The sequence below is a fragment of the Enterobacter sichuanensis genome (assembly GCF_002939185.1).
GTDB lineage: Bacteria > Pseudomonadota > Gammaproteobacteria > Enterobacterales > Enterobacteriaceae > Enterobacter > Enterobacter sichuanensis.
On sequence record NZ_POVL01000004.1, the window covers coordinates 42,810 to 68,118 of the forward strand.

A 25,309-nucleotide genomic window follows, 5' to 3' on the forward strand; every position below is an offset into this window, starting at 1 on the left:
AAATAGACAATTAAACAGGTCAAAAAACACAAAACCAGCACAATTAGCTAAAGCAAACAGACTGCACATTTAGGCTGTCAGCGCCGTTTTTATCCTCAGGGGTTGACATGAACGGGCGTATCCAGTACCACTAAAAGCATATTGAATTTAACGGAGCACGATTCATGATTCGCACCATTCGTTTCACCGGTCTACTACTACTAAACGCATCCACTGTGCGCGGTAGACTGGCGGGCGAAATTCAGCGTTGAATCGTCACCAGTAAGACTAAAACCCGCGCCATTGCGCGGGTTTTTTTATGCTCGTAGCAAGGCGCCCTAAGACTGACAAGGACCTAACCCATGAGCCAGCAAGTCATTATTTTCGATACCACTTTACGTGACGGTGAACAGGCATTACAGGCAAGCCTGAGTGTTAAAGAGAAACTGCAGATCGCGCTGGCTCTCGAACGTATGGGTGTCGACGTGATGGAGGTCGGTTTCCCTGTCTCGTCTCCGGGTGATTTCGAATCCGTACAGACCATCGCCCGCACCATCAAAAACAGCCGCGTCTGTGGCCTGGCACGCTGTGTAGAGAAAGACATCGACGTCGCAGCCGAGTCGCTGAAAGTCGCCGAAGCGTTCCGTATCCATACCTTTATTGCGACCTCGCCAATGCATATCGCGACCAAATTGCGCAGCACGCTGGATGAGGTGATTGAACGTGCCGTGTATATGGTTAAGCGTGCACGCAACTATACCGATGACGTTGAATTCTCCTGTGAAGATGCAGGCCGTACGCCAATTGAAGACCTGGCGCGCGTTGTGGAAGCGGCCATCAACGCGGGCGCAAAAACCATCAATATCCCGGACACCGTCGGCTACACCATGCCATTTGAGTTCTCCAGCATCATTACCGGTCTGTATGAGCGCGTACCGAATATTGATAAAGCCATTATCTCCGTTCATACCCATGACGATTTAGGCCTGGCCGTCGGTAACGCCATCGCCGCGGTACATGCTGGCGCACGTCAGGTAGAAGGGGCGATGAACGGCATCGGTGAGCGCGCAGGCAACTGCTCGTTGGAAGAAGTGATCATGGCGATCAAAGTGCGCAAAGACATCATGAACGTGCACACTCGCATTAATCACAACGAAATCTGGCGCACCAGCCAGACCGTCAGCCAGATTTGCAACATGCCAATTCCGGCCAACAAAGCCATTGTCGGTACTGGCGCCTTCGCGCACTCCTCCGGTATTCACCAGGATGGCGTGCTGAAAAACCGCGAAAACTACGAAATCATGACCCCGGAATCTATCGGTCTGAATCAGGTGCAGTTGAACCTGACCTCGCGTTCCGGGCGTGCGGCGGTGAAACACCGTATGGAAGAGATGGGCTATAAGGACAGCGATTACAACATGGATCAGCTGTACGACGCGTTCCTGAAACTGGCCGACAAAAAAGGTCAGGTGTTCGACTATGACCTGGAAGCGCTGGCCTTTATTAACAAGCAGCAGGAAGAGCCGGAGCACTTCCGTCTGGATTACTTCAGCGTTCAGTCCGGCTCCAGCGACATCGCCACGGCGTCCATCAAACTGGCCTGCGGGGATGAGATTAAAGCAGAAGCGGCTAACGGTAACGGCCCTGTCGATGCCATCTACCAGGCGATTAATCGCGTCACCGAATATGACGTTGAGCTGGTGAAATATGACCTGACGGCCAAAGGCCACGGTAAAGATGCGCTGGGTCAGGTGGATATCGTCGTCAATTACAACGGCCGTCGCTTCCACGGCGTAGGTCTGGCGACCGACATCGTGGAATCTTCCGCCAAAGCGATGGTGCATGTCCTGAACAACATCTGGCGCGCCGCCGAAGTCGAGAAAGAGTTGCAACGCAAAGCTCAGAATAAAGAGAACAACAAGGAAACCGTGTAATGTCGAAGAATTACCATATTGCTGTGTTGCCGGGTGACGGTATTGGCCCGGAAGTGATGGCACAGGCGCTGAAAGTACTGGAAGCCGTTCGCGCGCGTTTTGCGATGAAAATCACCACCAGCCACTACGATGTGGGCGGTATTGCGATTGATAACCACGGCACGCCATTGCCGAAAGCCACCGTTGAAGGCTGCGAAAATGCCGATGCCGTGTTGTTTGGTTCCGTCGGTGGCCCCAAATGGGAACACCTGCCGCCCGCAGAGCAGCCCGAGCGCGGTGCGCTGCTGCCGCTGCGTAAGCATTTCAAGCTGTTCAGCAACCTGCGTCCGGCGAAGCTGTATCAGGGGCTGGAAGAGTTCTGCCCGCTGCGCGCGGACATCGCCGCCAATGGGTTCGATATTCTGTGCGTGCGTGAACTGACCGGCGGGATCTATTTCGGTCAGCCCAAAGGACGTGAAGGCAGCGGCCAGCATGAAAAAGCGTTCGATACCGAGGTGTATCACCGTTTCGAAATTGAACGTATCGCTCATATCGCGTTTGAGTCTGCGCGCAAGCGCCGCCATAAAGTAACCTCTATTGATAAAGCGAACGTGTTGCAGTCTTCCATTTTATGGCGCGAGATCGTCAGTGAAGTCGCTAAGCAGTACCCGGACGTTGAGCTGTCTCACATGTACATCGACAACGCGACCATGCAGTTGATCAAGGATCCTTCGCAGTTTGATGTCCTGCTGTGCTCCAACCTGTTCGGGGACATTCTTTCGGACGAGTGCGCAATGATCACCGGCTCGATGGGCATGCTGCCATCCGCAAGCCTGAACGAAGAAGGGTTTGGCCTGTACGAGCCGGCGGGCGGTTCCGCCCCGGATATCGCGGGCAAAAACATCGCGAACCCGATTGCGCAGATCCTCTCTCTGGCCCTGCTGCTGCGCTACAGCCTGGATGCAGGCGATGCGGCAACCGCAATTGAAAACGCCATTAACCGGGCGTTAGAAGAAGGCGTCCGTACCGGTGATTTAGCACGCGGCACGGCGGCAGTCAGTACTGATGAAATGGGCGACATTATTGCCCGCTATGTCGCGCAAGGGGTGTAATCATGGCCAAAACCTTATATGAAAAATTGTTTGATGCGCACGTTGTTTACGAGGCACCAAACGAAACCCCGCTGCTGTATATCGACCGACATTTGGTACACGAGGTGACCTCTCCTCAGGCATTTGACGGCCTGCGTGCGCACAAGCGTCCGGTACGTCAGCCGGGAAAAACCTTCGCCACGATGGATCACAACGTTTCCACCCAGACCAAAGACATTAATGCCTCGGGTGAGATGGCACGTATCCAGATGCAGGAGTTGATTAAGAACTGTAACGAGTTTGGCGTTGAGCTTTACGATCTGAACCACCCTTACCAGGGCATCGTTCACGTGATGGGACCTGAACAGGGGATTACCCTGCCGGGCATGACCATCGTCTGCGGTGACTCCCATACCGCGACCCACGGTGCGTTTGGCGCCCTGGCGTTCGGGATTGGTACCTCTGAAGTTGAACACGTGCTGGCAACGCAGACCCTGAAACAGGGCCGCGCCAAAACCATGAAGATAGAAGTGAAGGGTAAAGCCGCGCCGGGCATTACCGCAAAAGATATCGTGCTGGCGATCATCGGTAAAACCGGCAGCGCGGGCGGTACCGGCCATGTGGTGGAATTCTGCGGCGAGGCTATCCAGGCGCTGAGCATGGAGGGGCGTATGACCCTTTGCAACATGGCCATTGAGATGGGTGCCAAAGCCGGTCTGGTCGCGCCAGATGAAACAACCTTTAACTATGTGAAGGGCCGTCTGCACGCGCCGAAAGGTCAGGATTTTGACGACGCGGTGGCGTACTGGAAAACCCTGAAAACCGACGACGGCGCAACCTTTGATACCGTCGTCACGCTGCAGGCAGAAGAGATTGCACCTCAGGTGACCTGGGGCACCAACCCGGGCCAGGTGATTTCCGTTAACGACACGATTCCTGACCCGGCGTCCTTTACCGATCCGGTGGAGCGTGCCAGTGCGGAAAAAGCGCTGGCCTATATGGGCCTGAAGCCCGGTGTACCGTTAACCGACGTGGCCATTGATAAGGTGTTTATCGGTTCCTGCACCAACTCCCGTATTGAAGATTTACGGGCGGCTGCAGAGATTGCCAAAGGCCGCAAAGTGGCGCCGGGCGTGCAGGCGCTGGTCGTTCCAGGCTCCGGTCCGGTGAAAGCTCAGGCGGAAGCCGAAGGTCTGGATAAGATCTTCATCGAGGCCGGTTTCGAGTGGCGCCTGCCTGGCTGCTCCATGTGTCTGGCGATGAACAATGACCGCCTGAATCCGGGCGAACGTTGCGCTTCCACCAGCAACCGTAACTTTGAAGGCCGTCAGGGCCGCGGTGGGCGTACCCACCTGGTCAGCCCGGCAATGGCCGCCGCTGCGGCAGTCACCGGCCATTTCGCCGATATTCGCAGCCTGAAATAAGGAGACAATCATGGCAGAGAAATTTACCCAACATACCGGCCGGGTTGTCCCCCTGGACGCCGCTAACGTCGATACTGACGCGATCATTCCGAAACAGTTTCTGCAGAAAGTGACGCGTACCGGTTTTGGCGCCCACCTCTTTAATGACTGGCGTTTCCTGGACGACAAAGGCGAAGTGCCGAATCCCGAGTTCGTTCTGAATTTCCCGGAATACAAAGGGGCCTCCATTTTGCTGGCGCGGGAAAACTTCGGCTGCGGCTCATCCCGTGAGCACGCCCCCTGGGCACTGACCGACTACGGTTTTAAAGTGGTTATCGCCCCAAGCTTCGCGGACATCTTTTACGGCAACAGCTTTAACAACCAGCTGCTGCCGGTCACGCTGAGCGACGAACAGGTCGATGAACTGTTCGCGCAGGTTAAGGCGAATCCGGGGATGTCGTTTGAGGTGGATCTGGAAGCAGAAGTGGTTAAAGCGGGCGATAAAACCTACCGCTTTAGCATCGATGCTTTCCGTCGTCACTGCATGCTGAACGGTCTGGACAGCATTGGTCTGACCCTGCAGCATGAAGATGCCATTTCAGCCTACGAGAAAAAACAGCCAGCGTTTATGGGCTAAAGGCAATGGCCCGCAACGAGCGGGCCATTACAAAGGGTGCGTTGAGGCTCAACCACTCTGGAGTGGCGGGGAAACACTCCCCGCCACTACCGCTAACGTCTTGCTTCGTAAGCCAACACTGCCGCCAGCTCCGTTTTCTCCTGTTTGAAGTGCAACTCACACAGCGAGTCGCGCACCATCCAGGTAAAGATCAACAGCGTCGTACAGATCAGAAACAAACCTAACAGCAGAGTACGTTTTGGCATTCCAGCCTCCTTATTGCTTTTCGGCAATGAAGAGACTAACCTCGCAATGTTGGTTGTGAAGTTGGTCTCCCCATCAGTTTATTGATGTGGGACTCTCCACTGTTTGCCTCTTGCGAAAGCCTGAGGCAAACAGCCTCAAGCACCCGCCACGCACTCTATTCCCCTTCTTCGTACCTGTCAGAAAGTCGTTCCATTTCGTGAAGCCGTCTTCCAGAATCAAACGTCTTTGACCCGGCAGGTCAGCCCAAGCGTAACCACCGAAATCACCGCAATCATCCAGTACACCGAGGCATGCCCATAACTTTGCGCCAGCGCCCCCTGAATCACGCCCGCCAGGATCACCCCGGTCGAAATACTGTTGGTAAAAAGCGTCGTTGCCGAGCCCGCGCGGCCAGGCATTAAGTCCTGGAACCAGAGCATGCCAATACCGGCGACAATGCCAATAAACACAGCGTTGAACAACTGCAGCGCCAGTAACGCTTCGCGCGAATGGAAAAGAATCAGCCCCGCGTAAAACAGCACCCCAGCCGCCACCGCCACGATCATCATCCGACGCTTTCCGAAACGCTTAACGTAGTAACCCGCCAGAATCATTGCCGGAATTTCCAGCCCGGCCGCGGTCCCCATTAAGATCCCGGCGAGCTTGTCCGGCAAGCCCAGATCGCTGCTGATCCACAGCGGCATATCGATGATGTACATGGTGTTGCAGGTCCACATCAGCGTGGAGGCAATAAACAGCATCCGGACGTTTTTATCCTGCCAGCCGCTCACCTCGGTGATGGGTTTATCCGTCGTCTGTTCAACGCGTGCCACGGACGGCAGGGCAAAGGCGATCAGGAGCAGACTGATGGCAAAAATCCCTGCGGCGATAGAGAACATGGCGGTAAAGCCATAGTTCAGTGCCAGCATAAAGGCCAGCGGCGGGCCAATGACCCACGCCAGCGAGAGCTGCGCACGCATCACTGAGCTGAACATCACCACTTCCCGCGCCGAGTTATCGGCATATTCCCGGGCCAGGGCGAACAGCTGCGGCATGGCGGTGTTCGCCAGCGAGGCCAGCAGCACGCCACAGGTAATGAGCGTCAGGTAGTGCCGATTGAAAGCAAAGAGCAGCGCGTTACCCACGGCCATGGCGCAGCAAAAGAGGATCAGCTTACGACGATCGCCCTGGCTGTCCGAGCGTTTCGCCAGCGCGAGACTGACCAGGATCCCGGCAACGGCGTTGACGGTATAAAACAGCCCCACCCAAAACGGCTGCGCGCCCACCTCGCGGCTGAGGAACAGGCTCAGCGTCGGTGCCTGCAGCGCCCCCGCCACGCCCATCATAAAGGCCACCAGCATAAAAGCGGCATAGACGCCATTCAGGCGTCGCCCCATCGTCATCAACCAGAGCATGCGCAAGTCCTTGTGAAAGCGGATCAAAACCGGGTGAAAGAATAAACGAAAAAAGCCAGCAAAAACATTTTGCTGGCGGGTGATAAGCACCAATACTCAGTCACACATGATCGAGGCGAGTTAGCGAGAAGAGGTCGGTTTCGTAACATCCCACTGCATCAGGTCTTCCAGTATTTTCAGCCGTTGCTCTGCACACTGGCGGGCCAGCCAGGACGTTCCTTTTGTCGCTGAAAAATAGTGCTGATAAAACTGACGTGCGGTAGACCTCTTCATAATTTACCTCCTCACTTCATCGGTAAGGATTATTGGCTTAATATAGGGATTAATAAATTGCTGATTTTTTGTCAGGAGTTCCCCTTTTATGCCTTCTGGTCGACTGCAACAACAATTTATCCGCCTCTGGCAGTGCTGCGAGGGGCAATCACAGGAGACCACGTTGAACGAGCTGGCCGACCTGCTGAGCTGCTCCCGCCGCCATATGCGCACGCTGCTCAATACCATGCAGCAGCAGGGCTGGTTAAGCTGGGAAGCGGAGGCGGGACGTGGCAAACGATCGCGCCTGACCTTCCTCTATACCGGGCTGGCGTTGCAGCAGCAGCGCGCCGAAGACCTGCTGGAGCAGGACCGAATTGACCAGCTGGTGCAGTTGGTGGGCGATAAAGCCGCGGTGCGCCAGATGCTGGTTTCCCATCTCGGACGCAGTTTCCGCCAGGGCCGTCACATCCTGCGGGTCCTCTACTATCGCCCGATGAAAAACCTGTTGCCCGGCACGGCCTTGCGCCGCTCAGAAACCCACATGGCCCGACAAATCTTCAGCGGCCTGACGCGGATAAATGAGGAAAATGGGGAACTGGAAGCAGATATCGCTCACCACTGGCAGCAACTTTCCCCGCTTCACTGGCGCTTTTTTTTACGCCCTGGCATCCACTTTCATCATGGCCGCGAGCTGGAAATGCACGACGTCATCACCTCTCTGGAACGCGCCCGCACGCTGCCGCTCTACTCGCATATTTCGCGCGTCCACTCGCCAACGGCATGGACGCTGGATATTGAGCTTTCACAGCAGGACCAGTGGCTCCCCTGGCTGCTGGGCTATGTGCCGTCAATGATTTTGCCCGGCGAGTGGGAATCGATGAACAATTTTGCCAGCCTGCCGATAGGTACCGGGCCCTACGCCGTCTCCCGCAATAATAACAACCAGCTGAAAATCCGCGCGTTTGATGACTACTTTGGCTATCGGGCTCTGATCGACGAAGTGAATGTGTGGGTATTACCGGATCTGAATGAAGAGCTGAGCGCCGGCCTGACGCTGGAAGGTCCCACCACGGGAGAAAAGGCTGTGGAGAGTCGCCTGGAGGAGGGATGCTACTATCTGCTGTTCGACAGCCGCACTCACCGCGGGGCCAACCCGGCCGTCCGTAAGTGGATCAGCCATATACTGTCCCCTTCCAACCTGATCTACCATGCGGAAGAGCAGTACCAGACCTACTGGTTCCCGGCGTACGGCCTGCTACCGCGCTGGCACCATGCCCGCCCAGTGCACGCCGACAAACCTGCTGGGCTGGAGTCCATCTCACTGACCTATTACCGCGAGCATGTGGAGCATCGTTTTATCGCCAGGATCATGACCAGACTGCTGGCAGCGGAAGGCGTCAGGCTGGAGATCAGGGAAGTGGATTATCACGAATGGCACCAGGGAGAGATAACCAGTGATATCTGGCTGAACAGCGCCAATTTCACCCTGCCGCTCGATTTTTCATTATTCTCACACCTTTATGAAGTCCCGCTGATCCAGCACTGCATCGACCGTGACTGGCAACAGGATGCCGCCCGGTGGCGTGCGGGCGAGATGAATCTTGCCGTATGGTGCCAGCAGCTGCTGGCTGAACAGGCGATCGTTCCCTTGATCCACCACTGGCTGATGATCCAGGGGCAACGCAGTATGCGAGGCCTGCGGATGAATACCCTGGGCTGGTTCGATTTCAAATCGGCCTGGTTTGCACCGCCGGAACCATAACACTTTCGTAATATTCACCAAATCATTACAATACCGCCGTTCTCAACGGGGTGCTGCATCACAGATGTGCGCTGAGATAATACCCGTCGAACCTGATCCGGATAACGCCGGCGAAGGGATTTGAGGCTGTCGCTCAAAATCCTTTGCCACTCAACCCTGAGGTGCAAAGTGTTAAAAAAAGTTCTTCCCCTGCTGGCGCTGTTTGCGCTGCCTGCTTTAGCTAAGCCCGTTCTGACGGTCTACACCTACGACTCTTTCTCTGCCGACTGGGGCCCAGGCCCGGTCGTCAAAAAAGCCTTTGAAGCGGACTGTAACTGCGAACTGAAGTTCGTGGCGCTGGAGGACGGCGTTTCCCTGCTCAACCGTCTGCGCATGGAAGGAAAAAACAGCAAAGCGGATGTGGTGCTCGGGCTCGATAACAACCTGCTGGAGGCCGCCTCGCAAACCAAACTCTTTGCCAAAAGCGGCGTAGCGGCAGAAGCCGTTAACGTGCCTGGCGGCTGGAAAAACGACACCTTTGTGCCGTTCGACTACGGCTACTTTGCTTTTGTCTATGACAAAAACAAGCTGAAAAACCCGCCGAAGAGCCTGAAAGAGCTGGTGGAAAGCGACCAGAAATGGCGTGTAATTTATGAAGACCCACGCACCAGTACGCCGGGTCTGGGCCTGCTGCTGTGGATGCAAAAAGTCTACGGGGACAAAGCGCCCCAGGCGTGGCAGAAGCTGGCCGCCAAAACCGTGACGGTGACCAAAGGCTGGAGCGAAGCCTATGGCCTGTTCCTGAAAGGCGAAAGCGACCTGGTGTTGAGCTACACCACCTCTCCGGCTTACCACATTATCGCCGAGAAGAAAGATAACTATGCCGCTGCTGATTTTGCTGAAGGGCATTATCTGCAGGTGGAAGTGGCCGCGTGTACCGCCGCCAGCAAACAGCCGGAGCTGGCAGAAAAATTCCTGAAATTTATGGTATCACCTGCCTTCCAGAACGCTATTCCTGCAGGGAACTGGATGTATCCCGTCACGAATGTTGCGCTACCAGCAGGGTTCGAGCAACTGACCAAACCAAAAAACTCGCTGGAATTTACGCCGCAGCAGGTCGCCGCGCAGCGTGCAGCATGGGTAAGTGAATGGCAACGCGCCGTCAGCCGTTAATTCCCGGCTGGTTACTGCCCGGGCTGCTCGCCGCCAGCGTGATGGTGGCGGTCAGTCTGGGTGCCTTTCTTGCGTTGTGGTTTAACGCGCCAGAGAGCGACCTGCTCGCGCTCTGGCACGACAGCTATCTCTGGCACGTCATCCGTTTTTCATTCTGGCAGGCGTTTCTGTCTGCCCTGCTGTCGGTCATTCCGGCCATTTTTCTTGCGCGCGCGCTCTATCGCAGGCGTTTCCCCGGCAGGCAGGCCCTGCTGCGCCTGTGCGCCATGACCCTGATCCTGCCCGTGCTGGTGGCCGTTTTTGGCATTCTGAGCGTTTACGGCCGTCAGGGCTGGCTGGCCTCTCTGTGCGGCCTGCTTGGTCTTGAATGGACCTTCTCGCCTTACGGGCTGAAAGGCATTTTGCTGGCGCACGTGTTTTTCAATATGCCGATGGCGACACGCCTCTTTTTGCAGGCGCTGGAGAACATTCCCGGCGAACAGCGTCAGATTGCCGCCCAGCTTGGTATGCGCGGCATCTCATTCTTCCGCTTTGTCGAATGGCCGTGGCTGCGCCGCCAGCTCCCGCCCGTAGCGGCATTGATCTTCATGCTCTGCTTTGCCAGCTTTGCAACCGTGCTTTCACTCGGCGGCGGGCCGCAGGCCACCACCATTGAGCTGGCGATTTACCAGGCGCTGAGTTACGACTACGATCCCGGACGCGCCGCGCTGCTGGCGATAGTCCAGATGACGTGCTGTCTGGCTCTGGTCATGCTCAGCCAGCGCCTGAGTAAAGCCATTCCCCCGGGCAGTAATCAGATAGCGGGCTGGCGCGATCCGCAGGACAGCCTGCACAGCCGCATCTCCGATTTTCTCCTGATTGTGCTGGCGCTGGCGCTGCTGCTGCCGCCGCTGCTGGCCGTTATCATTGACGGTCTGAACCTCAATCTTCTGTCCGTTCTGCAACAGCCAGTCCTCTGGCAGGCCACCGGGACCTCGCTTCGCATCGCGCTGGCGGCCGGGCTGCTGTGCGTCATGCTGACCATGATGCTGCTGTGGAGCAGCCGTGAACTCTATGCCCGGCACGCCCGAAAGGCCGGACACGCGCTGGAGCTGACAGGCATGCTGATTCTGGCCATGCCAGGCATCGTGCTGGCGACGGGCTTCTTCCTGCTGTTCAACAGCACCCTCGGCCTGCCGGACAGCGCTGACGGCATTGTGATATTTACCAATGCGTTAATGGCCATCCCTTACGCGCTCAAGGTACTGGAAAACCCGATGCGCGATGTCAACAGCCGCTACAGTTTGCTCTGTCAGTCGCTGGGGATGCAGGGCTGGCAACGGCTGAAGGTGGTGGAATTACGCGCGCTAAAACGCCCGCTGGCGCAGGCGCTGGCGTTTGCCTGCGTGCTCTCCATTGGTGACTTTGGGGTCGTGGCGCTGTTTGGCAATGACAATTTCCGTACGCTGCCCTACTGGCTGTATCAGCAAATCGGCTCTTACCGCAGCCAGGACGGCGCGGTTACCGCGCTGTTACTGCTGCTGCTGTGCTTTGCTTTATTTACCGTAATCGAAAAACTTCCGGGGCGTAATGTTAAAACTGACTGATGTAACCTGGCTCTATCAGCATCTGCCGATGCGCTTCACGCTCTCCGTGCGCCAGGGAGAGATGATTGCCGTGCTCGGACCAAGCGGAGCGGGCAAAAGCACGCTGCTTAATTTGATTGCGGGTTTTCTGCAGCCGGCGAGCGGATCGATAGTCATTGAAAACCGGGACCATACCCACACGCCCCCCGCAAAACGTCCTGTCTCCATGCTGTTTCAGGAAAATAACCTGTTTACCCATCTGACAGTGCGGCAGAACATTGCTCTCGGGATGGATCCGGGACTCAAGCTGAACGCAGCCCAACGTCAAAAGCTGGAGAATATTGCCACACAGATGGGGATCATCGGGTTTATCGACAGACTGCCGGGCGAGCTCTCTGGCGGCCAGCGTCAGCGCGTGGCGCTGGCGCGGTGTCTGGTGCGCGAACAGCCGGTACTGCTGCTGGATGAGCCGTTCTCTGCGCTCGATCCCGCCCTGCGCCAGGAGATGCTGGCGCTGGTGCAGGACGTCTGTCAGCGCCAGCAGCTGACGATGCTTATGGTGTCGCACAGCATCGAGGATGCCGCACGGATTGCGCCGCGATCGGTAGTGATCGCGGAGGGACGCATTTTGTGGGATGGAGCAACAGAAGCGCTGCTGAGTGGTAAAGCGGGGGCGTCTTCATTGTTGGGCATTCCTGCGGCCTGATACCCTCACCCTGCCCCTCTCCCATGTACAGTCCGGGGAGAGGGAAAACAACATCAACGGCTCACAACCTTCAACAGGATCTCACCGTACACCGGCATCAGCGGGTGACGAATCAACGCCACCAGCGCCACCACCGCCACGCCCAGCGTCAGCGGCGCCAGCCACAACAGGCGAGCGCGGGGAAGATAGCGCGTCAGGCGATCGATATTCGCTTTCGCGCTGCGCCACAGACGCCAGCACAGCCATGCCGCCAGCCACAGCAGCAGCGCGGTACCCAGCAGCAGCCACTTAAACTCGCCGCTTTGCATACCGTCAGGAATATCGATGGCCGCACCCGCGAGGATCCCCGGCAGGAAGTAGAACGGAGGCCAGAAGACGCAGCCGATGATATTCGGCACTACGAATTTTGCGACCGGCAGATCCAGCATCCCGGCGACCATGGGAACCAGCGGACGCGTGGGGCCGACAAAGCGGCCGACGAGAATGGTAAACATGCTGTGCTGGTGCAGCGCTTGCTCGGTTTTATCCAGCAAGGCTTTGTTCTTTTTCATGAACGACCAGCGGTGCAGCGGCTTCTTAAAGCGCCAGCCCAGCCAGAAGGAGATCCAGTCGCCCAGCAGACAGCCGACGATCCCGGCCAGCCACGCCTGCCAGAAATTGACCTCACCGCTGCCAATCAGCGCGCCAAGCCCTGCCATCATCACGGTGCCGGGCAGGATTAACCCCACGAGCGCCAGCGATTCCAGAAAGGCCACCAGCGCCACGGCGATGAGCGAATACATAACGGACTGGGTGATAAAGTGTTCCAGCAATGCCTGCATAACTATTCCGGTCAGAAAACGAATCAGCGATTCTGCTTAGCGCCCCGCACCGCGTCAAGGCAACAATTGTCTGAATAGTTTACAGGTTGCTTTGAGCATTCACCTGTTTGTTTATCTTTTTTTACCGTTCATTCACAACCCGCACGGAATTCGCTCGGGCTGGCGCCGGTACACTTTTTAAACACGCGAGAAAAATAGAGCTGATCTTCAAAGCCTACGTTGCGCCCCACGGTGGCGATCGGCATCCGGGTGGTGCTGAGCAGAAGCTTCGCCTGGCTTATCCGCTGATCCTCACGCCAGCTCAGCACGCTGACGCCAAGCTGCTGACGAAACAGATGCGACAGCCGCGACGGTGAGAGACAAACATGCTGGGCAACGCTGGCGATATCAAACTGGCTATCGGCCAGATGGTCACTGATGTACTGGCAGGCATCGCGCACGCGGTTATCCAGCGGCGGATTCAGCGACGCGTTAATCGCCTCCATTCGTCGCAGCAGCAGTTGTTCAAGCAGGTTAATCGCCAGCAGTTCGGCATAACGGCCTCCCGCCTGCCCCGCCTCAATAATCTGCGCAAAAAGCTCGCGAAACTGCGCCAGATGCGCCTCATCCGGGCGGTAATAACCGGTGTGCGCAAAAATGGCTGGCCATGAAAGCCACTCCTGCCAGTAGGCGCGCGGACGGAAGTAGACCCACTGGTGATACCACTCCTTGGCATCCGGGTGACGGCCGTAATGGTGGATCTCTCCCGGAGGGAACAGCAGGATGTCACCGGGGCGGCAGATGAACTGCTGGTCGCCATTCTTGATAACTCCCTCCCCTCGCACGGTCAGGTTGAGAATATAACCTTTCATCCCGAGCGGTCGGTCAATGTAAAAATCGAGATATCCCTCAGCCTCGATAGGGGTCAGCCCCGCCACAAGGTGCGCGTTAAACGAGTATCCCGGCAGCAGGGGATCGTTTTGCGTTTCGGCCATAGATTCAGTTCTCCCAAGGGTCCTGAAGGAAACCAATTGTCCATATCATTAAAAGCAGGTCAAAAATGGTCTGCGAAAAGATCTCAAAAGCGTTATGCCTCTTTTACGTCCGCCATGTTTCAGCCTTTCCCCCTGATTTCTCCGCCAGAGCAGGCAGATCAGCAGTAACAAAAGTGTCTATAAGTGCGGCAGAAATGTCCACATTGAATATTTGCACGGCGTCACACTTTCCGTTGTAACAGCAATTTAGTCCATAAGATTAGCGGATCCTGCCTGACGATTTTTGCCCCCAGTCTCTAATGTTCTTCCATACCTGTTTTTTCGATGGAGCAACACCATGGCAATTGCGATTGGCCTCGATTTTGGCAGCGATTCGGTTCGCGCACTGGCAGTGGACTGTATGTCCGGCCAGGAGATAGCAACCAGCGTTGAGTGGTACCCGCGCTGGCAAGAGGGGCGCTACTGCGATGCGCCAAACAACCAGTTCCGTCACCACCCGCGTGACTACATTGAGTCGATGGAAGCGGCAATCAAAACCGTCCTTGCTGACCTGACTGAGGCCCAGCGGGCAGAGATTGTCGGGATTGGCGTCGACAGCACTGGCTCCACGCCCGCCCCTGTGGATGCCGAAGGGCGCGTACTCGCGCTGCGCCCGGAGTTTGCCGACAACCCGAACGCCATGTTCGTGTTGTGGAAAGACCATACCGCCGTGGAAGAGGCCGAAGCTATCACCCGCCTGTGCCATCAGCCAGGTAAAACAGACTACTCGCGCTACATTGGCGGGATTTACTCCAGCGAATGGTTCTGGGCCAAGATCCTGCACGTAACCCGCGCGGACGCATCGGTTGCCCAGGCAGCCGTCTCCTGGATTGAACTGTGCGACTGGGTTCCCGCCCTGCTCTCTGGCACCACGCGGCCACAGGATATCCGCCGCGGCCGCTGCAGCGCCGGACATAAATCCCTCTGGCACGAAAGCTGGGGCGGCCTGCCTCCGGCGGCGTTCTTCGACGAACTCGACCCGATCATCAACAAAAACCTGAAATACCCGCTGTTTACCGACACCTTCACCGCCGATATTCCCGTCGGCACGCTTTGCGAAGAGTGGGCGACGCGTCTCGGCCTGCCGCAGAACGTGGCGATCTCCGGCGGCGCATTTGACTGCCATATGGGCGCCGTCGGTGCCGGCGCGCAGCCTAATACGCTGGTGAAAGTGATTGGCACCTCCACCTGCGACATCCTGACGGCGGATAAAGCCACCGTCGGCGAGCGTGCGGTGAAAGGTATTTGCGGCCAGGTTGACGGCAGCGTGGTGCCGGACTTCATCGGCCTCGAAGCCGGTCAGTCCGCGTTTGGCGATATCTACGCCTGGTTTGGTCGCGTGCTGGGCTGGCCGCTGGATCAGCTGGCGGCCGCGCATCCGGAACTGAAAGCGCACATTGCCGAGAGTAAAAAACAGCTTCTGCCGCAGCTCACGGACGCCTGGGCAAAAAATCCGTCTCTCGATCACCTGCCGGTAGTGCTGGACTGGTTTAACGGTCGCCGCACGCCGTTTGCCAACCAGCGCCTGAAAGGGGTCATTACCGATCTCAACCTCGCGACCGACGCACCAGCGCTGTTCGGTGGCCTGATTGCCGCCACCGCCTTCGGTGCCCGCGCGATTATGGAGTGCTTCACCGAGCAGGGCATCGACGTGAATAACGTGATGGCGCTGGGGGGCATTGCCCGTAAAAACCCGGTAATCATGCAGGCCTGCTGCGACGTGCTGAACCGTCCGCTGCAGATTGTCGCGTCCGATCAATGCTGCGCGCTGGGCGCGGCAATTTTTGCCGCCGTGGCCGCCGGTGTTCATGCCGATATCCCGACTGCGCAGCGGCACATGGCAAGCGCCGTTGAAAATACGCTCCAGCCGCGTACCCAGCAGGCACAACGCTTCGAACAGCTTTATCAGCGCTACCAGCAATGGGCAAAAAGCGCCGAACTTCACTATCTCCCTGTCGCCGCCCCGGCCAAAAGCACCGCGGACACTACGGCAACCCTGACCCATTAAGGACACGATGATGACCATTTTTAATAACTATGAAGTGTGGTTTGTGATTGGCAGCCAGCATCTGTACGGACCACAGGCGCTGCAGCAGGTAACGAAACACGCGGAGCACGTTGTTAACGCGCTGAATGCGGAAGCCAAACTGCCATGCAAACTGGTGCTGAAACCGTTGGGCACGACGCCGGATGAGATCACCCATATCTGCCGCGACGCGAACTACGACGATAAATGCGCCGGTCTGGTGGTGTGGCTGCACACCTTCTCACCGGCCAAAATGTGGATCAACGGTCTCTCCATTCTTAACAAACCGCTGCTGCAGTTCCATACCCAGTTCAACGCCTCCCTGCCGTGGGACAGCATCGACATGGACTTCATGAACCTGAACCAGACCGCGCACGGCGGCCGTGAGTTCGGCTTCATCGGCGCGCGTATGCGTCAGCAGCACGCGGTGGTGACCGGCCACTGGCAGGACAGCCATGCGCAACAGCGTATCGGATCCTGGATGCGCCAGGCGGTCTCTAAACAGGATACCCGCCACCTGAAAGTGGTGCGTTTTGGCGACAACATGCGTGAAGTGGCGGTGACCGACGGCGACAAAGTGGCCGCGCAGATCAAGTTTGGCTTCTCCGTCAACACCTGGGCCGTGGGCGACCTTGTACAGGTAGTCAATGAAATCAGCGACGGCGACGTCAGCGCGCTGGTGGATGAGTACGAAAGCAGCTACCGCCTGACGCCTGCGGCACAAATCAACGGCGACAAGCGCCAGAACGTGCTGGATGCGGCGCGCATTGAGCTGGGCATGAAGCGCTTCCTGGAACAGGGCGGTTTCCACGCCTTTACCACGACGTTTGAAGATCTACATGGCCTGAAACAGCTGCCCGGCCTGGCAGTACAACGTCTGATGCAGCAGGGCTACGGCTTTGCCGGGGAAGGCGACTGGAAAACTGCCGCTCTGCTTCGCATCATGAAGGTGATGTCAACCGGTCTGCAGGGCGGCACCTCCTTCATGGAGGACTACACCTACCACTTCGAGAACGGCAACGATCTGGTGCTCGGCTCGCACATGCTTGAAGTGTGCCCTTCTATCGCGGTGGAAGAGAAGCCGATCCTCGACGTGCAGTACCTCGGCATTGGCGGTAAAGCCGATCCGGCACGTCTGATCTTCAACACCCGTACCGGCCCGGCCATCAACGCCAGCCTGATCGATCTGGGGGATCGTTTCCGCCTGCTGGTGAACTGCGTTGATGCCGTTGAAACGCCCCATTCTCTGCCAAAACTGCCGGTCGCTAACGCCCTGTGGAAAGCACAGCCGGATCTGCCAACCGCGTCAGAAGCGTGGATCTTGGCCGGCGGCGCGCACCATACCGTCTTCAGCCACGCGCTGGATCTGAACGACATGCGTCAGTTCGCCGAGCTGCACGATATCGAGCTGACTGTGATTGATAACGATACCCGCCTGCCGGCTTTCAAAGACGCGCTGCGCTGGAACGAAGTTTATTACGGTTCAAAACGCTAAGCCCTGAATGCCCGGTGGCGCTGCGTTGAACGGGTCTACGGTTCTGTAGGCCGGATAAGCGAAGCGCCATCCGGCAGGAGACAACAATGTTAGACGATCTCAAACGTCAGGTTCTCGAAGCTAACCTGGCGCTGCCGAAACACAATCTCGTCACCCTCACCTGGGGCAACGTGAGCGCCGTTGACCGTGAAAAAGGCGTCTTCGTGATCAAGCCTTCCGGCGTGGATTACACAGTGATGACCGCAAACGATATGGTCGTTGTCAGCATCGAAACGGGTGAAGTGGTGGAAGGGAACAAAAAGCCCTCCTCCGATACGCCAACCCACCGGTTGCTGTATCGTTCATTTCCGACCATCGGCGGTATTGTGCATACCCATTCGCGCCATGCCACCATCTGGGCGCAGGCGGGCCAGTCTATCCCGGCGACCGGCACCACCCACGCAGACTACTTTTACGGCACCATCCCCTGCACGCGCCTGATGACCGACGCTGAAATTAACGGCGAGTACGAGTGGGAAACCGGCAACGTGATTGTTGAAACCTTCGAGAAACAGGGAATCGACGCGGCGCAAATGCCCGGCGTGCTGGTACACTCCCATGGCCCCTTTGCCTGGGGTAAAAACGCGGAAGATGCGGTGCATAACGCGATTGTGCTTGAAGAAGTTGCCTATATGGGGATCTTCTGTCGCCAGCTGGCGCCACAGCTGCCGGACATGCAGCAAACCCTGCTGGATAAACATTATCTGCGCAAGCACGGTGCAAAGGCCTACTACGGCCAGTAAGCTGTATATATCCCCAGCATAAAACATTCAACCAGGCTATAATCAGGCCTGGTTTTGTTTTATGGGATAACGGCGTGGCGCAGGCGCAAGAAGGCTTTTTACTGACCCGACACTGGCGGGATACCCCCCAGGGCACTGAAGTTGAATTCTGGCTGGCAACGGACAACGGCCCGCTGCAGGTCACGCTGCCCCCACAGGAGTCCGTAGCGTTTATTCCTGAAGCGCATGTCGGGAAAGTAAAGCAGTTGCTGCGCGGCGAAAACGGCTGGCGTTTGACGCCGCTTGAACTGAAAGACTTCCACCGTCAGCCGGTTTTCGGCCTCTACTGCCGCGCACATCGCCAGCTGATGCGCTATGAAAAACTGCTTCGTGAAGCGGGCGTGACGCTCTACGAAGCCGATATCCGCCCACCTGAACGCTTTCTGATGGAGCGGTTTATTACCGCTCCCGTCTGGGTCGATGGCTCATTGCAAAACGGCAAAATTAGCAACGCGCGCCTGAAGCCGAACCCGCACTACCGCCCGCCGCTAAAATGGGTGTCGCTGGATATCGAAACCACCCGCCACGGTGAACTGTACTGCATCGGTCTTGAAGGCTGCGGCGATCGCGTTGTCTATATGCTTGGGCCGCCGAACGGTGATGCCTCCGCGCTGGATTTCCGGCTTGAGTATGTTAACAGCCGGCCACAGCTGCTGGAGAAGCTCAACCAGTGGTTTGCCGACTACGATCCCGACGTCCTGATCGGCTGGAACGTGGTACAGTTCGACCTGCGCGTACTGCAAAAACACGCCGAGCGGTATCGCATCCCGCTGATGCTCGGGCGCGGCAACAACGAGCTGGAGTGGCGCGAACACGGTTTTAAAAACGGCGTCTTCTTCGCCCAGGCGACTGGCCGCCTGATTATCGACGGCATTGAGGCGCTGAAATCCGCCTTCTGGAACTTCTCTTCCTTCTCCCTTGAAGCGGTCGCACAGGAGCTGCTTGGCGAGGGCAAATCCATTGACAACCCCTGGGACAGAATGGATGAGATTGACCGGCGCTTTAATGAAGATAAACCGGCGCTCGCCACCTATAACCTGAAAGATTGCGAGCTGGTCACGCAGATTTTCCACAAAACCGAGATCATGCCCTTTCTGCTGGAGCGTGCGACGGTGAACGGTCTTGCGGCTGACAGGCACGGCGGCTCCGTGGCGGCCTTTAGCCACCTCTACTTCCCCCGGATGCACCGGGCAGGCTATGTCGCCCCTAACCTCGGCGAGGTGCCGCCGCAGGCCAGCCCTGGCGGCTACGTTATGGATTCCAGGCCAGGACTGTATGACTCCGTTCTGGTGCTCGATTACAAAAGCCTCTATCCGTCGATTATCCGCACCTTTCTGATCGATCCCGTCGGGTTGATTGAGGGCATGGCCCAGCCGGATGATGAACACAGCACAGAAGGCTTCCTCGGCGCCCGCTTCTCGAGGGAAAAACACTGCCTGCCTGACATTGTGGGAAATATCTGGCATGGCCGCGACGAGGCAAAGCGCCACGGCAACAAGCCACTCTCACAGGCGCTGAAAATCATCATGAATGCCTTTTACGGTGTGCTGGGCACCAGCGCCTGTCGCTTCTTCGACCCACGGCTAGCTTCCTCGATCACCATGCGCGGGCACGAGATTATGCGCCAGACCAAAGCGCTGATTGAATCTCAGGGCTATGACGTTATCTATGGCGACACGGACTCCACTTTTGTGTGGCTTAAGGGCGTGCATTCAGAAGAGGACGCCGCGCACATCGGCAAAACGCTGGTCGAATTCGTGAACGGCTGGTGGCAGGAGCATTTGCAAAAAGCGCGGTTAACCAGCGCGCTGGAGCTGGAATTTGAAACCCATTTCGCCCGCTTTTTAATGCCCACGATTCGCGGGACCGAACAGGGCAGCAAGAAGCGCTACGCCGGATTGATTCAGGAAGGCGACACGCAGCGGATGGTCTTTAAAGGGCTGGAGACCGTACGTACCGACTGGACGCCCCTGGCGCAGCAGTTCCAGCAAACGCTCTATCTGCGGGTGTTTCGCAATGAGCCCTATCAGGATTACGTGCGCGAGACGATAGCCAGCCTGATGGCGGGTGAGCTTGACGCACAGCTGGTCTATCGCAAGCGCCTGCGCCGCCCGCTCGCAGAGTACCAGCGTAACGTCCCTCCCCACGTTCGCGCCGCGCGGCTGGCGGATGAAGAAAACGTGCGCCGGGGTCGTGCACCGCAGTATCAGAACCGGGGAACCATTAAATATGTCTGGACGATTAACGGCCCGGAACCTGTGGATTATCAACACTCTCCTCTGGATTACGATCACTATCTGACGCGTCAGCTTCAGCCCGTCGCAGACGGAATTTTGCCCTTCATCGACGACGATTTTGCTACACTGGTTACAGGGCAACTTGGCCTATTTTGACGCGTGACGAAATGGCTGCCATCCAGTACCATAGCGCCCTTTCCATTCCCGGACCCATTTTTCGATGACCGTCTTTTTTGACGGGGTCGAACTATTGCCTGCAATTAAAGATTAGAGCCGAACAACTATGCCTTTTACACTTGGTCAACGCTGGATCAGCGATACAGAAAGCGAACTTGGATTGGGAACCGTCGTTGCTGTCGATGCGCGTATGGTTACCCTCCTCTTCCCCGCCACCGGTGAAAACCGCCTGTACGCTCGCAATGACTCCCCTGTGACCCGCGTAATGTTTAATCCGGGTGACACCGTGACCAGCCATGATGGCTGGCAGCTCAAGATTGAAGACGTAAAAGAAGAGAATGGACTGCTCGCCTACATTGGCACTCGCCTGGATACTGACGAGACCAATGTCGTCCTGCGTGAAGTGCTGCTCGACAGCAAACTGGTTTTCAGCAAACCGCAGGATCGCCTGTTTGCCGGGCAAATCGATCGAATGGACCGCTTCTCGCTGCGCTATCGCGCGCGTAAGTTCCAGAGTGAACAGTACCGTATGCCGTGGAGCGGCCTGCGTGGCCAGCGTACCAGCCTGATACCCCACCAGCTGAACATCGCTCATGACGTGGGCCGTCGTCACGCCCCGCGCGTGCTGCTGGCAGATGAAGTGGGCCTGGGTAAGACCATTGAAGCAGGTATGATCCTGCATCAGCAGCTGCTTTCCGGCGCCGCCGAGCGCGTGCTGATAGTGGTTCCTGAAACCCTGCAGCACCAGTGGCTGGTCGAAATGCTGCGTCGCTTTAACCTGCGCTTCTCCCTGTTTGATGACGAGCGCTATGCCGAAGCCCAGCACGACGCGGATAACCCGTTCGAAACGGAACAACTGGTGATCTGCTCCCTGGACTTTGTGCGCCGCAGCAAGCAGCGCCTTGAGCACCTGTGTGATGCCGAATGGGATCTGATGGTGGTCGATGAAGCGCACCATCTGGTCTGGAGCGAAGAGGCACCGAGCCGCGAATATTTGGCTATTGAGCAGCTTGCCGAGCGCGTGCCTGGCGTCCTGCTGCTGACCGCAACGCCGGAACAGCTGGGTCTGGAAAGCCACTTCGCCCGTCTGCGTCTGCTCGACCCTAACCGTTTCCACGATTTTGCGCAGTTCGTCGAAGAACAAAATAACTACCGTCCGGTCGCGGATGCCGTCGCCCTGCTGCTGGCGGGCAAGCGCCTCTCTAATGACGAACTTAATACCCTGAGCGATCTGATTGGCGAGCAGGACATTGAGCCGCTGCTGCAGGCTGCCAACAGTGAAAGCGATAACGCAGAATCCGCGCGTAAAGAGCTGATCGACATGTTGATGGACCGCCACGGCACCAGCCGCGTGCTGTTCCGTAACACCCGTAACGGTGTGAAAGGGTTCCCGAAACGCGAACTGCATACCATAAAGCTGCCGCTGCCGACACAGTATCAGACGGCGATAAAAGTCTCCGGCATCATGGGCGCACGCAAAACTCAGGAAGAGCGTGCTCGTGACATGCTCTATCCGGAACAAATCTACCAGGAATTCGAAGGTGATACCGGCACCTGGTGGAACTTCGATCCGCGCGTGGAGTGGTTGATGGGCTACCTGACCGCCCACCGTTCCCAGAAAGTGCTGGTGATCTGTGCCAAAGCGGCGACTGCGCTACAGCTGGAACAGGTCCTGCGTGAACGCGAAGGTATCCGCGCCGCCGTGTTCCATGAAGGCATGTCCATCGTTGAACGCGACCGCGCCGCGGCGTGGTTTGCCGAAGAGGACAGCGGCGCTCAGGTGATGCTGTGCTCTGAAATCGGTTCTGAAGGCCGTAACTTCCAGTTCGCCAGCAACCTGGTCATGTTCGATCTGCCGTTCAACCCGGATCTGCTGGAACAGCGTATCGGCCGTCTCGATCGTATCGGCCAGGCGCATGATATCCAGATCCATGTCCCTTATCTGGAAAAAACCGCCCAGTCCGTGCTGGTACGCTGGTTCCACGAAGGTCTGGATGCGTTTGAACATACCTGCCCGACGGGCCGCACGATTTACGATCAGGTGCATGGCGATCTGATCGGCTATCTTGCCGCACCGGAAAACGTGGACGGGTTCGATGAGCTGATCGCCACCTGCCGTGAGAAACACGAGGCGCTGAAAGCGCAGCTGGAACAGGGCCGCGACCGTTTGCTGGAGATCCACTCCAACGGCGGTGAAAAAGCGCAGGCGCTTGCCGAGAGCATTGAAGAGCAGGATGATGACACCAGTCTGATCAGCTTCTCCATGAATCTGTTCGACATCGTGGGCATTAACCAGGACGATCGCGGCGAGAACCTGATTGTCCTGACCCCGTCCGATCACATGCTGGTTCCGGATTTCCCGGGCCTGCCGGAAGATGGCTGCACCATCACCTTCGAGCGTGATGTGGCGCTCTCCCGAGAAGACGCCCAGTTCATCACCTGGGAACACCCGCTGATCCGCAACGGCCTGGACCTGATCCTGTCCGGCGATACCGGCAGCAGCACTATCTCCCTGTTGAAAAACAAGGCGCTGCCTGTCGGCACCCTGCTGCTGGAGCTGATTTATGTTGTGGAAGCGCAGGCGCCGAAACAGCTGCAGCTCAACCGCTTCCTGCCGCCAACGCCTGTCCGTCTGCTGCTGGACAAAAACGGCACTAACCTGGCAGGACAGGTTGAATTTGAGAGCTTCAACCGCCAGCTGAGCGCGGTGAATCGCCATACGGGCAGCAAACTGGTTAACGCAGTTCAGCAGGATGTCCACGCCATTCTCCAGCTGGGTGAAACCCAGATTGAAAAATCGGCCCGAGCGCTGATTGATACCGCGCGCAATGAAGCCGACGAGAAACTGTCTGCGGAGCTGTCACGTCTGGAAGCGTTAAAAGCGGTTAACCCCAACATCCGTGACGACGAACTGACGGCGATTGAAAGCAACCGTCAGCAGGTGCTGGAAAGCCTGAATCAGGCGAGCTGGCGTCTGGACGCCCTGCGTCTTATCGTTGTGACGCATCAGTAAACGGAGCGCAAGATGGTGATGGAGCCGTACAATCCACCGCAGGATCCCTGGCTGGTCATTCTGTATCAGGATGAGCATATTATGGTGGTCAACAAGCCCAGCGGCCTGTTGTCCGTGCCGGGGCGTCTGGATGAGCACAAAGACAGCGTGATGACGCGTATTCAGCGTGATTATCCTCAGGCGGAGTCCGTCCATCGCCTGGACATGGCCACCAGTGGTGTGATTGTGGTGGCGCTGAATAAAGCCGCGGAACGCGAGTTAAAACGCCAGTTCCGCGAGCGTGAGCCGAAGAAACAGTATGTCGCCCGCGTCTGGGGCCATCCTGCGCAGGCGGAAGGGCTGGTGGATTTACCCCTGATTTGCGACTGGCCGAACCGGCCAAAGCAGAAGGTGTGCTATGAAACCGGCAAGGCCGCGCAGACCGAGTATGAAGTGCTGGAGTACGCAACGGATAACACCGCGCGCGTCCTGCTTAAGCCGATTACCGGACGTTCACATCAGCTGCGCGTGCATATGCTCGCCCTGGGGCATCCGATTCTGGGCGACCGGTTTTACGCCCCGCCTGAGGCGCTGGCGTTAGCGCCGCGTCTTCAGCTCCATGCGCAGACGCTCACCATCACCCATCCGGCCTTCGGTAACGCGATGACGTTTAAAGCCCCGGTGGATTTCTAAAAAAAAGCCCGACATCGTCGGGCTTTTTTTATTTGAAACCTTTCTTCTCTTTAATGAGCTCGTAGGCCTTCTGGATTTCCTGCGCTTTTTGCTTCGCCATCTCCATCATTTCCGGCGGTAAACCTTTCGCGACCAGTTTGTCCGGGTGATGTTCACTCATCAGCTTGCGATAGGCACGTTTAATGGTGGTCACATCGTCGGTGGGCTTCACGCCTAGTACGTTGCAGGCATCTTCCAGCGTCGGGCCACGCTGCGCCTGCTGCCAGGTGCCGCCAGACGACTGCTGGTGATAACCGCCGCCAAACTGTGCCCCGCCCTGCATCATGCGCAGGAACTGGTCGAACTGCATACGGGAGATACCCAGCTCTTCCGCAATGACGTACAGTACGTCGCGTTCATTGGGGTGCAGGGAACCGTCGGCAAAGGCCGCCTGGATCTGGATTTCCAGAAACATCCGAATTAAATCAAAACGTCCGAAGCAGATGCTGCGGAACTGACGCATTTTTTCGCGCAGCGGATAGTTGTCCGATTTGCCAATGCGAAACGCATTCTGCGCGGCCAGACGGGAGTCACCATGCAGGTTCATGCGATCCATAAAGACGCTGGCAATCTGAATATCGGCTTCTGTTACCCGCCCTTTGGATTTGGTTAAGTGCCCCATCACCTCAAAGGTGGTAGAGAAAAAGAGCGACTGACGCTCGCGCTGATTGGCAAACCAGGCCATTTTGCGGCTGCGCGCCTTATCAAACATATGCCCGATAATCAGCCCAAGCACGATTCCCCAGAACCCGGCACCCATGATGATGGCGAACGCAACGCCGATTATTTTACCCCAATACTGCATATACTCCCCGGATAGTCATATTCCTTGCCGACGCAACGTCATCATCACTGTGTTCAAGTCACGGTCAATTGAAGGACATCGCCTATA

Annotated in this window: 21 protein-coding genes and 1 riboswitch; of the genes, 15 read left to right on the forward strand and 6 right to left on the reverse strand. The window is 57.2% G+C overall.

Annotated features, from left to right (window positions below; genetic code table 11):
• Positions 1 to 164: 164 nt before the first annotated feature.
• The 5 genes from leuL (at position 165) to leuD (ending at position 5,023) form a co-directional block, all read left to right on the forward strand.
• Entirely contained in the window at positions 165 to 251 is an 87-nt protein-coding gene (gene leuL / locus C5687_RS25320) for a leu operon leader peptide (protein ID WP_071530973.1), read from the forward strand.
• Positions 252 to 341: 90 nt separating this feature from the next.
• Complete coding sequence (gene leuA, locus C5687_RS03185; RefSeq protein WP_025758002.1) at positions 342 to 1,913, forward strand: 2-isopropylmalate synthase; 1,572 nt, start codon at positions 342 to 344, stop codon at positions 1,911 to 1,913.
• Positions 1,913 to 3,004, forward strand: coding sequence for a 3-isopropylmalate dehydrogenase (leuB, locus tag C5687_RS03190; protein ID WP_025758003.1), 1,092 nt, complete (start codon positions 1,913 to 1,915; stop codon positions 3,002 to 3,004). Before leuA ends, leuB begins: the two co-directional genes overlap by 1 nt.
• Positions 3,005 to 3,006: 2 nt before the next feature.
• Positions 3,007 to 4,407: a 3-isopropylmalate dehydratase large subunit gene (gene leuC, locus C5687_RS03195; RefSeq protein WP_047957747.1), complete on the forward strand. Its 1,401-nt coding sequence runs from the start codon at positions 3,007 to 3,009 to the stop codon at positions 4,405 to 4,407.
• 10 nt (positions 4,408 to 4,417) lie between these two features.
• The gene (gene leuD, locus C5687_RS03200) at positions 4,418 to 5,023 is read left to right on the forward strand and encodes a 3-isopropylmalate dehydratase small subunit (protein ID WP_025758004.1); all 606 of its coding nucleotides are present in this window, start codon (positions 4,418 to 4,420) and stop codon (positions 5,021 to 5,023) included.
• A gap of 92 nt (positions 5,024 to 5,115) precedes the next feature.
• Here leuD and C5687_RS03205 read toward each other — a convergent pair whose 3' ends face one another.
• The 3 genes from C5687_RS03205 to sgrT all read right to left on the reverse strand — a co-directional run bounded on the left by C5687_RS03205 (position 5,116) and on the right by sgrT (position 6,936).
• Entirely contained in the window at positions 5,116 to 5,268 is a 153-nt protein-coding gene (locus C5687_RS03205; RefSeq protein WP_104556395.1) for a Hok/Gef family protein, read from the reverse strand.
• Positions 5,269 to 5,484: 216 nt separating this feature from the next.
• The gene (locus tag C5687_RS03210; protein WP_104556396.1) at positions 5,485 to 6,663 is read right to left on the reverse strand and encodes a sugar efflux transporter; all 1,179 of its coding nucleotides are present in this window, start codon (positions 6,661 to 6,663) and stop codon (positions 5,485 to 5,487) included.
• A gap of 120 nt (positions 6,664 to 6,783) precedes the next feature.
• Positions 6,784 to 6,936: a glucose uptake inhibitor SgrT gene (sgrT, locus tag C5687_RS03215; RefSeq protein ID WP_032672519.1), complete on the reverse strand. Its 153-nt coding sequence runs from the start codon at positions 6,934 to 6,936 to the stop codon at positions 6,784 to 6,786.
• An 88-nt stretch (positions 6,937 to 7,024) separates the two neighbouring features.
• On the opposite strand from sgrT, the gene sgrR reads away from it, so the two are divergent.
• The 4 genes from sgrR (at position 7,025) to thiQ (ending at position 12,103) form a co-directional block, all read left to right on the forward strand.
• Positions 7,025 to 8,680, forward strand: coding sequence for an HTH-type transcriptional regulator SgrR (gene sgrR / locus C5687_RS03220; RefSeq protein WP_059385865.1), 1,656 nt, complete (start codon positions 7,025 to 7,027; stop codon positions 8,678 to 8,680).
• Between the two features lie 36 nt (positions 8,681 to 8,716).
• Positions 8,717 to 8,817, forward strand: a riboswitch (TPP riboswitch).
• Positions 8,818 to 8,848: 31 nt separating this feature from the next.
• Positions 8,849 to 9,832: a thiamine ABC transporter substrate binding subunit gene (gene thiB, locus C5687_RS03225; RefSeq protein WP_104556397.1), complete on the forward strand. Its 984-nt coding sequence runs from the start codon at positions 8,849 to 8,851 to the stop codon at positions 9,830 to 9,832.
• A complete protein-coding gene (gene thiP, locus C5687_RS03230) occupies positions 9,808 to 11,418 on the forward strand; it encodes a thiamine/thiamine pyrophosphate ABC transporter permease ThiP (RefSeq protein WP_104556398.1) in 1,611 nt (536 codons plus the stop codon). Before thiB ends, thiP begins: the two co-directional genes overlap by 25 nt.
• The gene (gene thiQ / locus C5687_RS03235) at positions 11,402 to 12,103 is read left to right on the forward strand and encodes a thiamine ABC transporter ATP-binding protein ThiQ (RefSeq protein WP_104556399.1); all 702 of its coding nucleotides are present in this window, start codon (positions 11,402 to 11,404) and stop codon (positions 12,101 to 12,103) included. The genes thiP and thiQ overlap by 17 nt, the downstream gene beginning before the upstream one ends.
• Before the next feature lie 53 nt (positions 12,104 to 12,156).
• Here thiQ and C5687_RS03240 read toward each other — a convergent pair whose 3' ends face one another.
• Both C5687_RS03240 and araC read right to left on the reverse strand, forming a co-directional pair.
• Entirely contained in the window at positions 12,157 to 12,924 is a 768-nt protein-coding gene (locus C5687_RS03240) for a DedA family protein (protein ID WP_104556400.1), read from the reverse strand.
• A gap of 128 nt (positions 12,925 to 13,052) precedes the next feature.
• Positions 13,053 to 13,898: an arabinose operon transcriptional regulator AraC gene (gene araC / locus C5687_RS03245; protein WP_047957739.1), complete on the reverse strand. Its 846-nt coding sequence runs from the start codon at positions 13,896 to 13,898 to the stop codon at positions 13,053 to 13,055.
• 337 nt (positions 13,899 to 14,235) lie between these two features.
• Between araC and araB the strand changes: the two genes are divergently transcribed.
• The 6 genes from araB to rluA all read left to right on the forward strand — a co-directional run bounded on the left by araB (position 14,236) and on the right by rluA (position 24,378).
• Positions 14,236 to 15,945: a ribulokinase gene (gene araB / locus C5687_RS03250; protein ID WP_104556401.1), complete on the forward strand. Its 1,710-nt coding sequence runs from the start codon at positions 14,236 to 14,238 to the stop codon at positions 15,943 to 15,945.
• 10 nt (positions 15,946 to 15,955) lie between these two features.
• On the forward strand, positions 15,956 to 17,458 hold the full coding sequence (gene araA / locus C5687_RS03255; RefSeq protein WP_104556402.1) for an L-arabinose isomerase: 1,503 nt from the start codon (positions 15,956 to 15,958) through the stop codon (positions 17,456 to 17,458).
• A gap of 86 nt (positions 17,459 to 17,544) precedes the next feature.
• Complete coding sequence (gene araD, locus C5687_RS03260; protein WP_104556403.1) at positions 17,545 to 18,240, forward strand: L-ribulose-5-phosphate 4-epimerase; 696 nt, start codon at positions 17,545 to 17,547, stop codon at positions 18,238 to 18,240.
• A 74-nt stretch (positions 18,241 to 18,314) separates the two neighbouring features.
• On the forward strand, positions 18,315 to 20,672 hold the full coding sequence (polB, locus tag C5687_RS03265) for a DNA polymerase II (protein WP_047957737.1): 2,358 nt from the start codon (positions 18,315 to 18,317) through the stop codon (positions 20,670 to 20,672).
• 127 nt (positions 20,673 to 20,799) lie between these two features.
• The gene (gene rapA / locus C5687_RS03270) at positions 20,800 to 23,706 is read left to right on the forward strand and encodes an RNA polymerase-associated protein RapA (RefSeq protein WP_047957736.1); all 2,907 of its coding nucleotides are present in this window, start codon (positions 20,800 to 20,802) and stop codon (positions 23,704 to 23,706) included.
• 12 nt (positions 23,707 to 23,718) lie between these two features.
• Positions 23,719 to 24,378: a bifunctional tRNA pseudouridine(32) synthase/23S rRNA pseudouridine(746) synthase RluA gene (rluA, locus tag C5687_RS03275; protein WP_047957735.1), complete on the forward strand. Its 660-nt coding sequence runs from the start codon at positions 23,719 to 23,721 to the stop codon at positions 24,376 to 24,378.
• Between the two features lie 28 nt (positions 24,379 to 24,406).
• Here the strand turns inward: rluA and djlA are convergent, their stop codons facing one another.
• Positions 24,407 to 25,222 carry a co-chaperone DjlA gene (gene djlA, locus C5687_RS03280; RefSeq protein WP_025758016.1) on the reverse strand — a complete coding sequence of 272 codons (816 nt, stop codon included), beginning with the start codon at positions 25,220 to 25,222 and terminating at the stop codon, positions 24,407 to 24,409.
• Between the last annotated feature and the right edge of the window lie 87 nt (positions 25,223 to 25,309).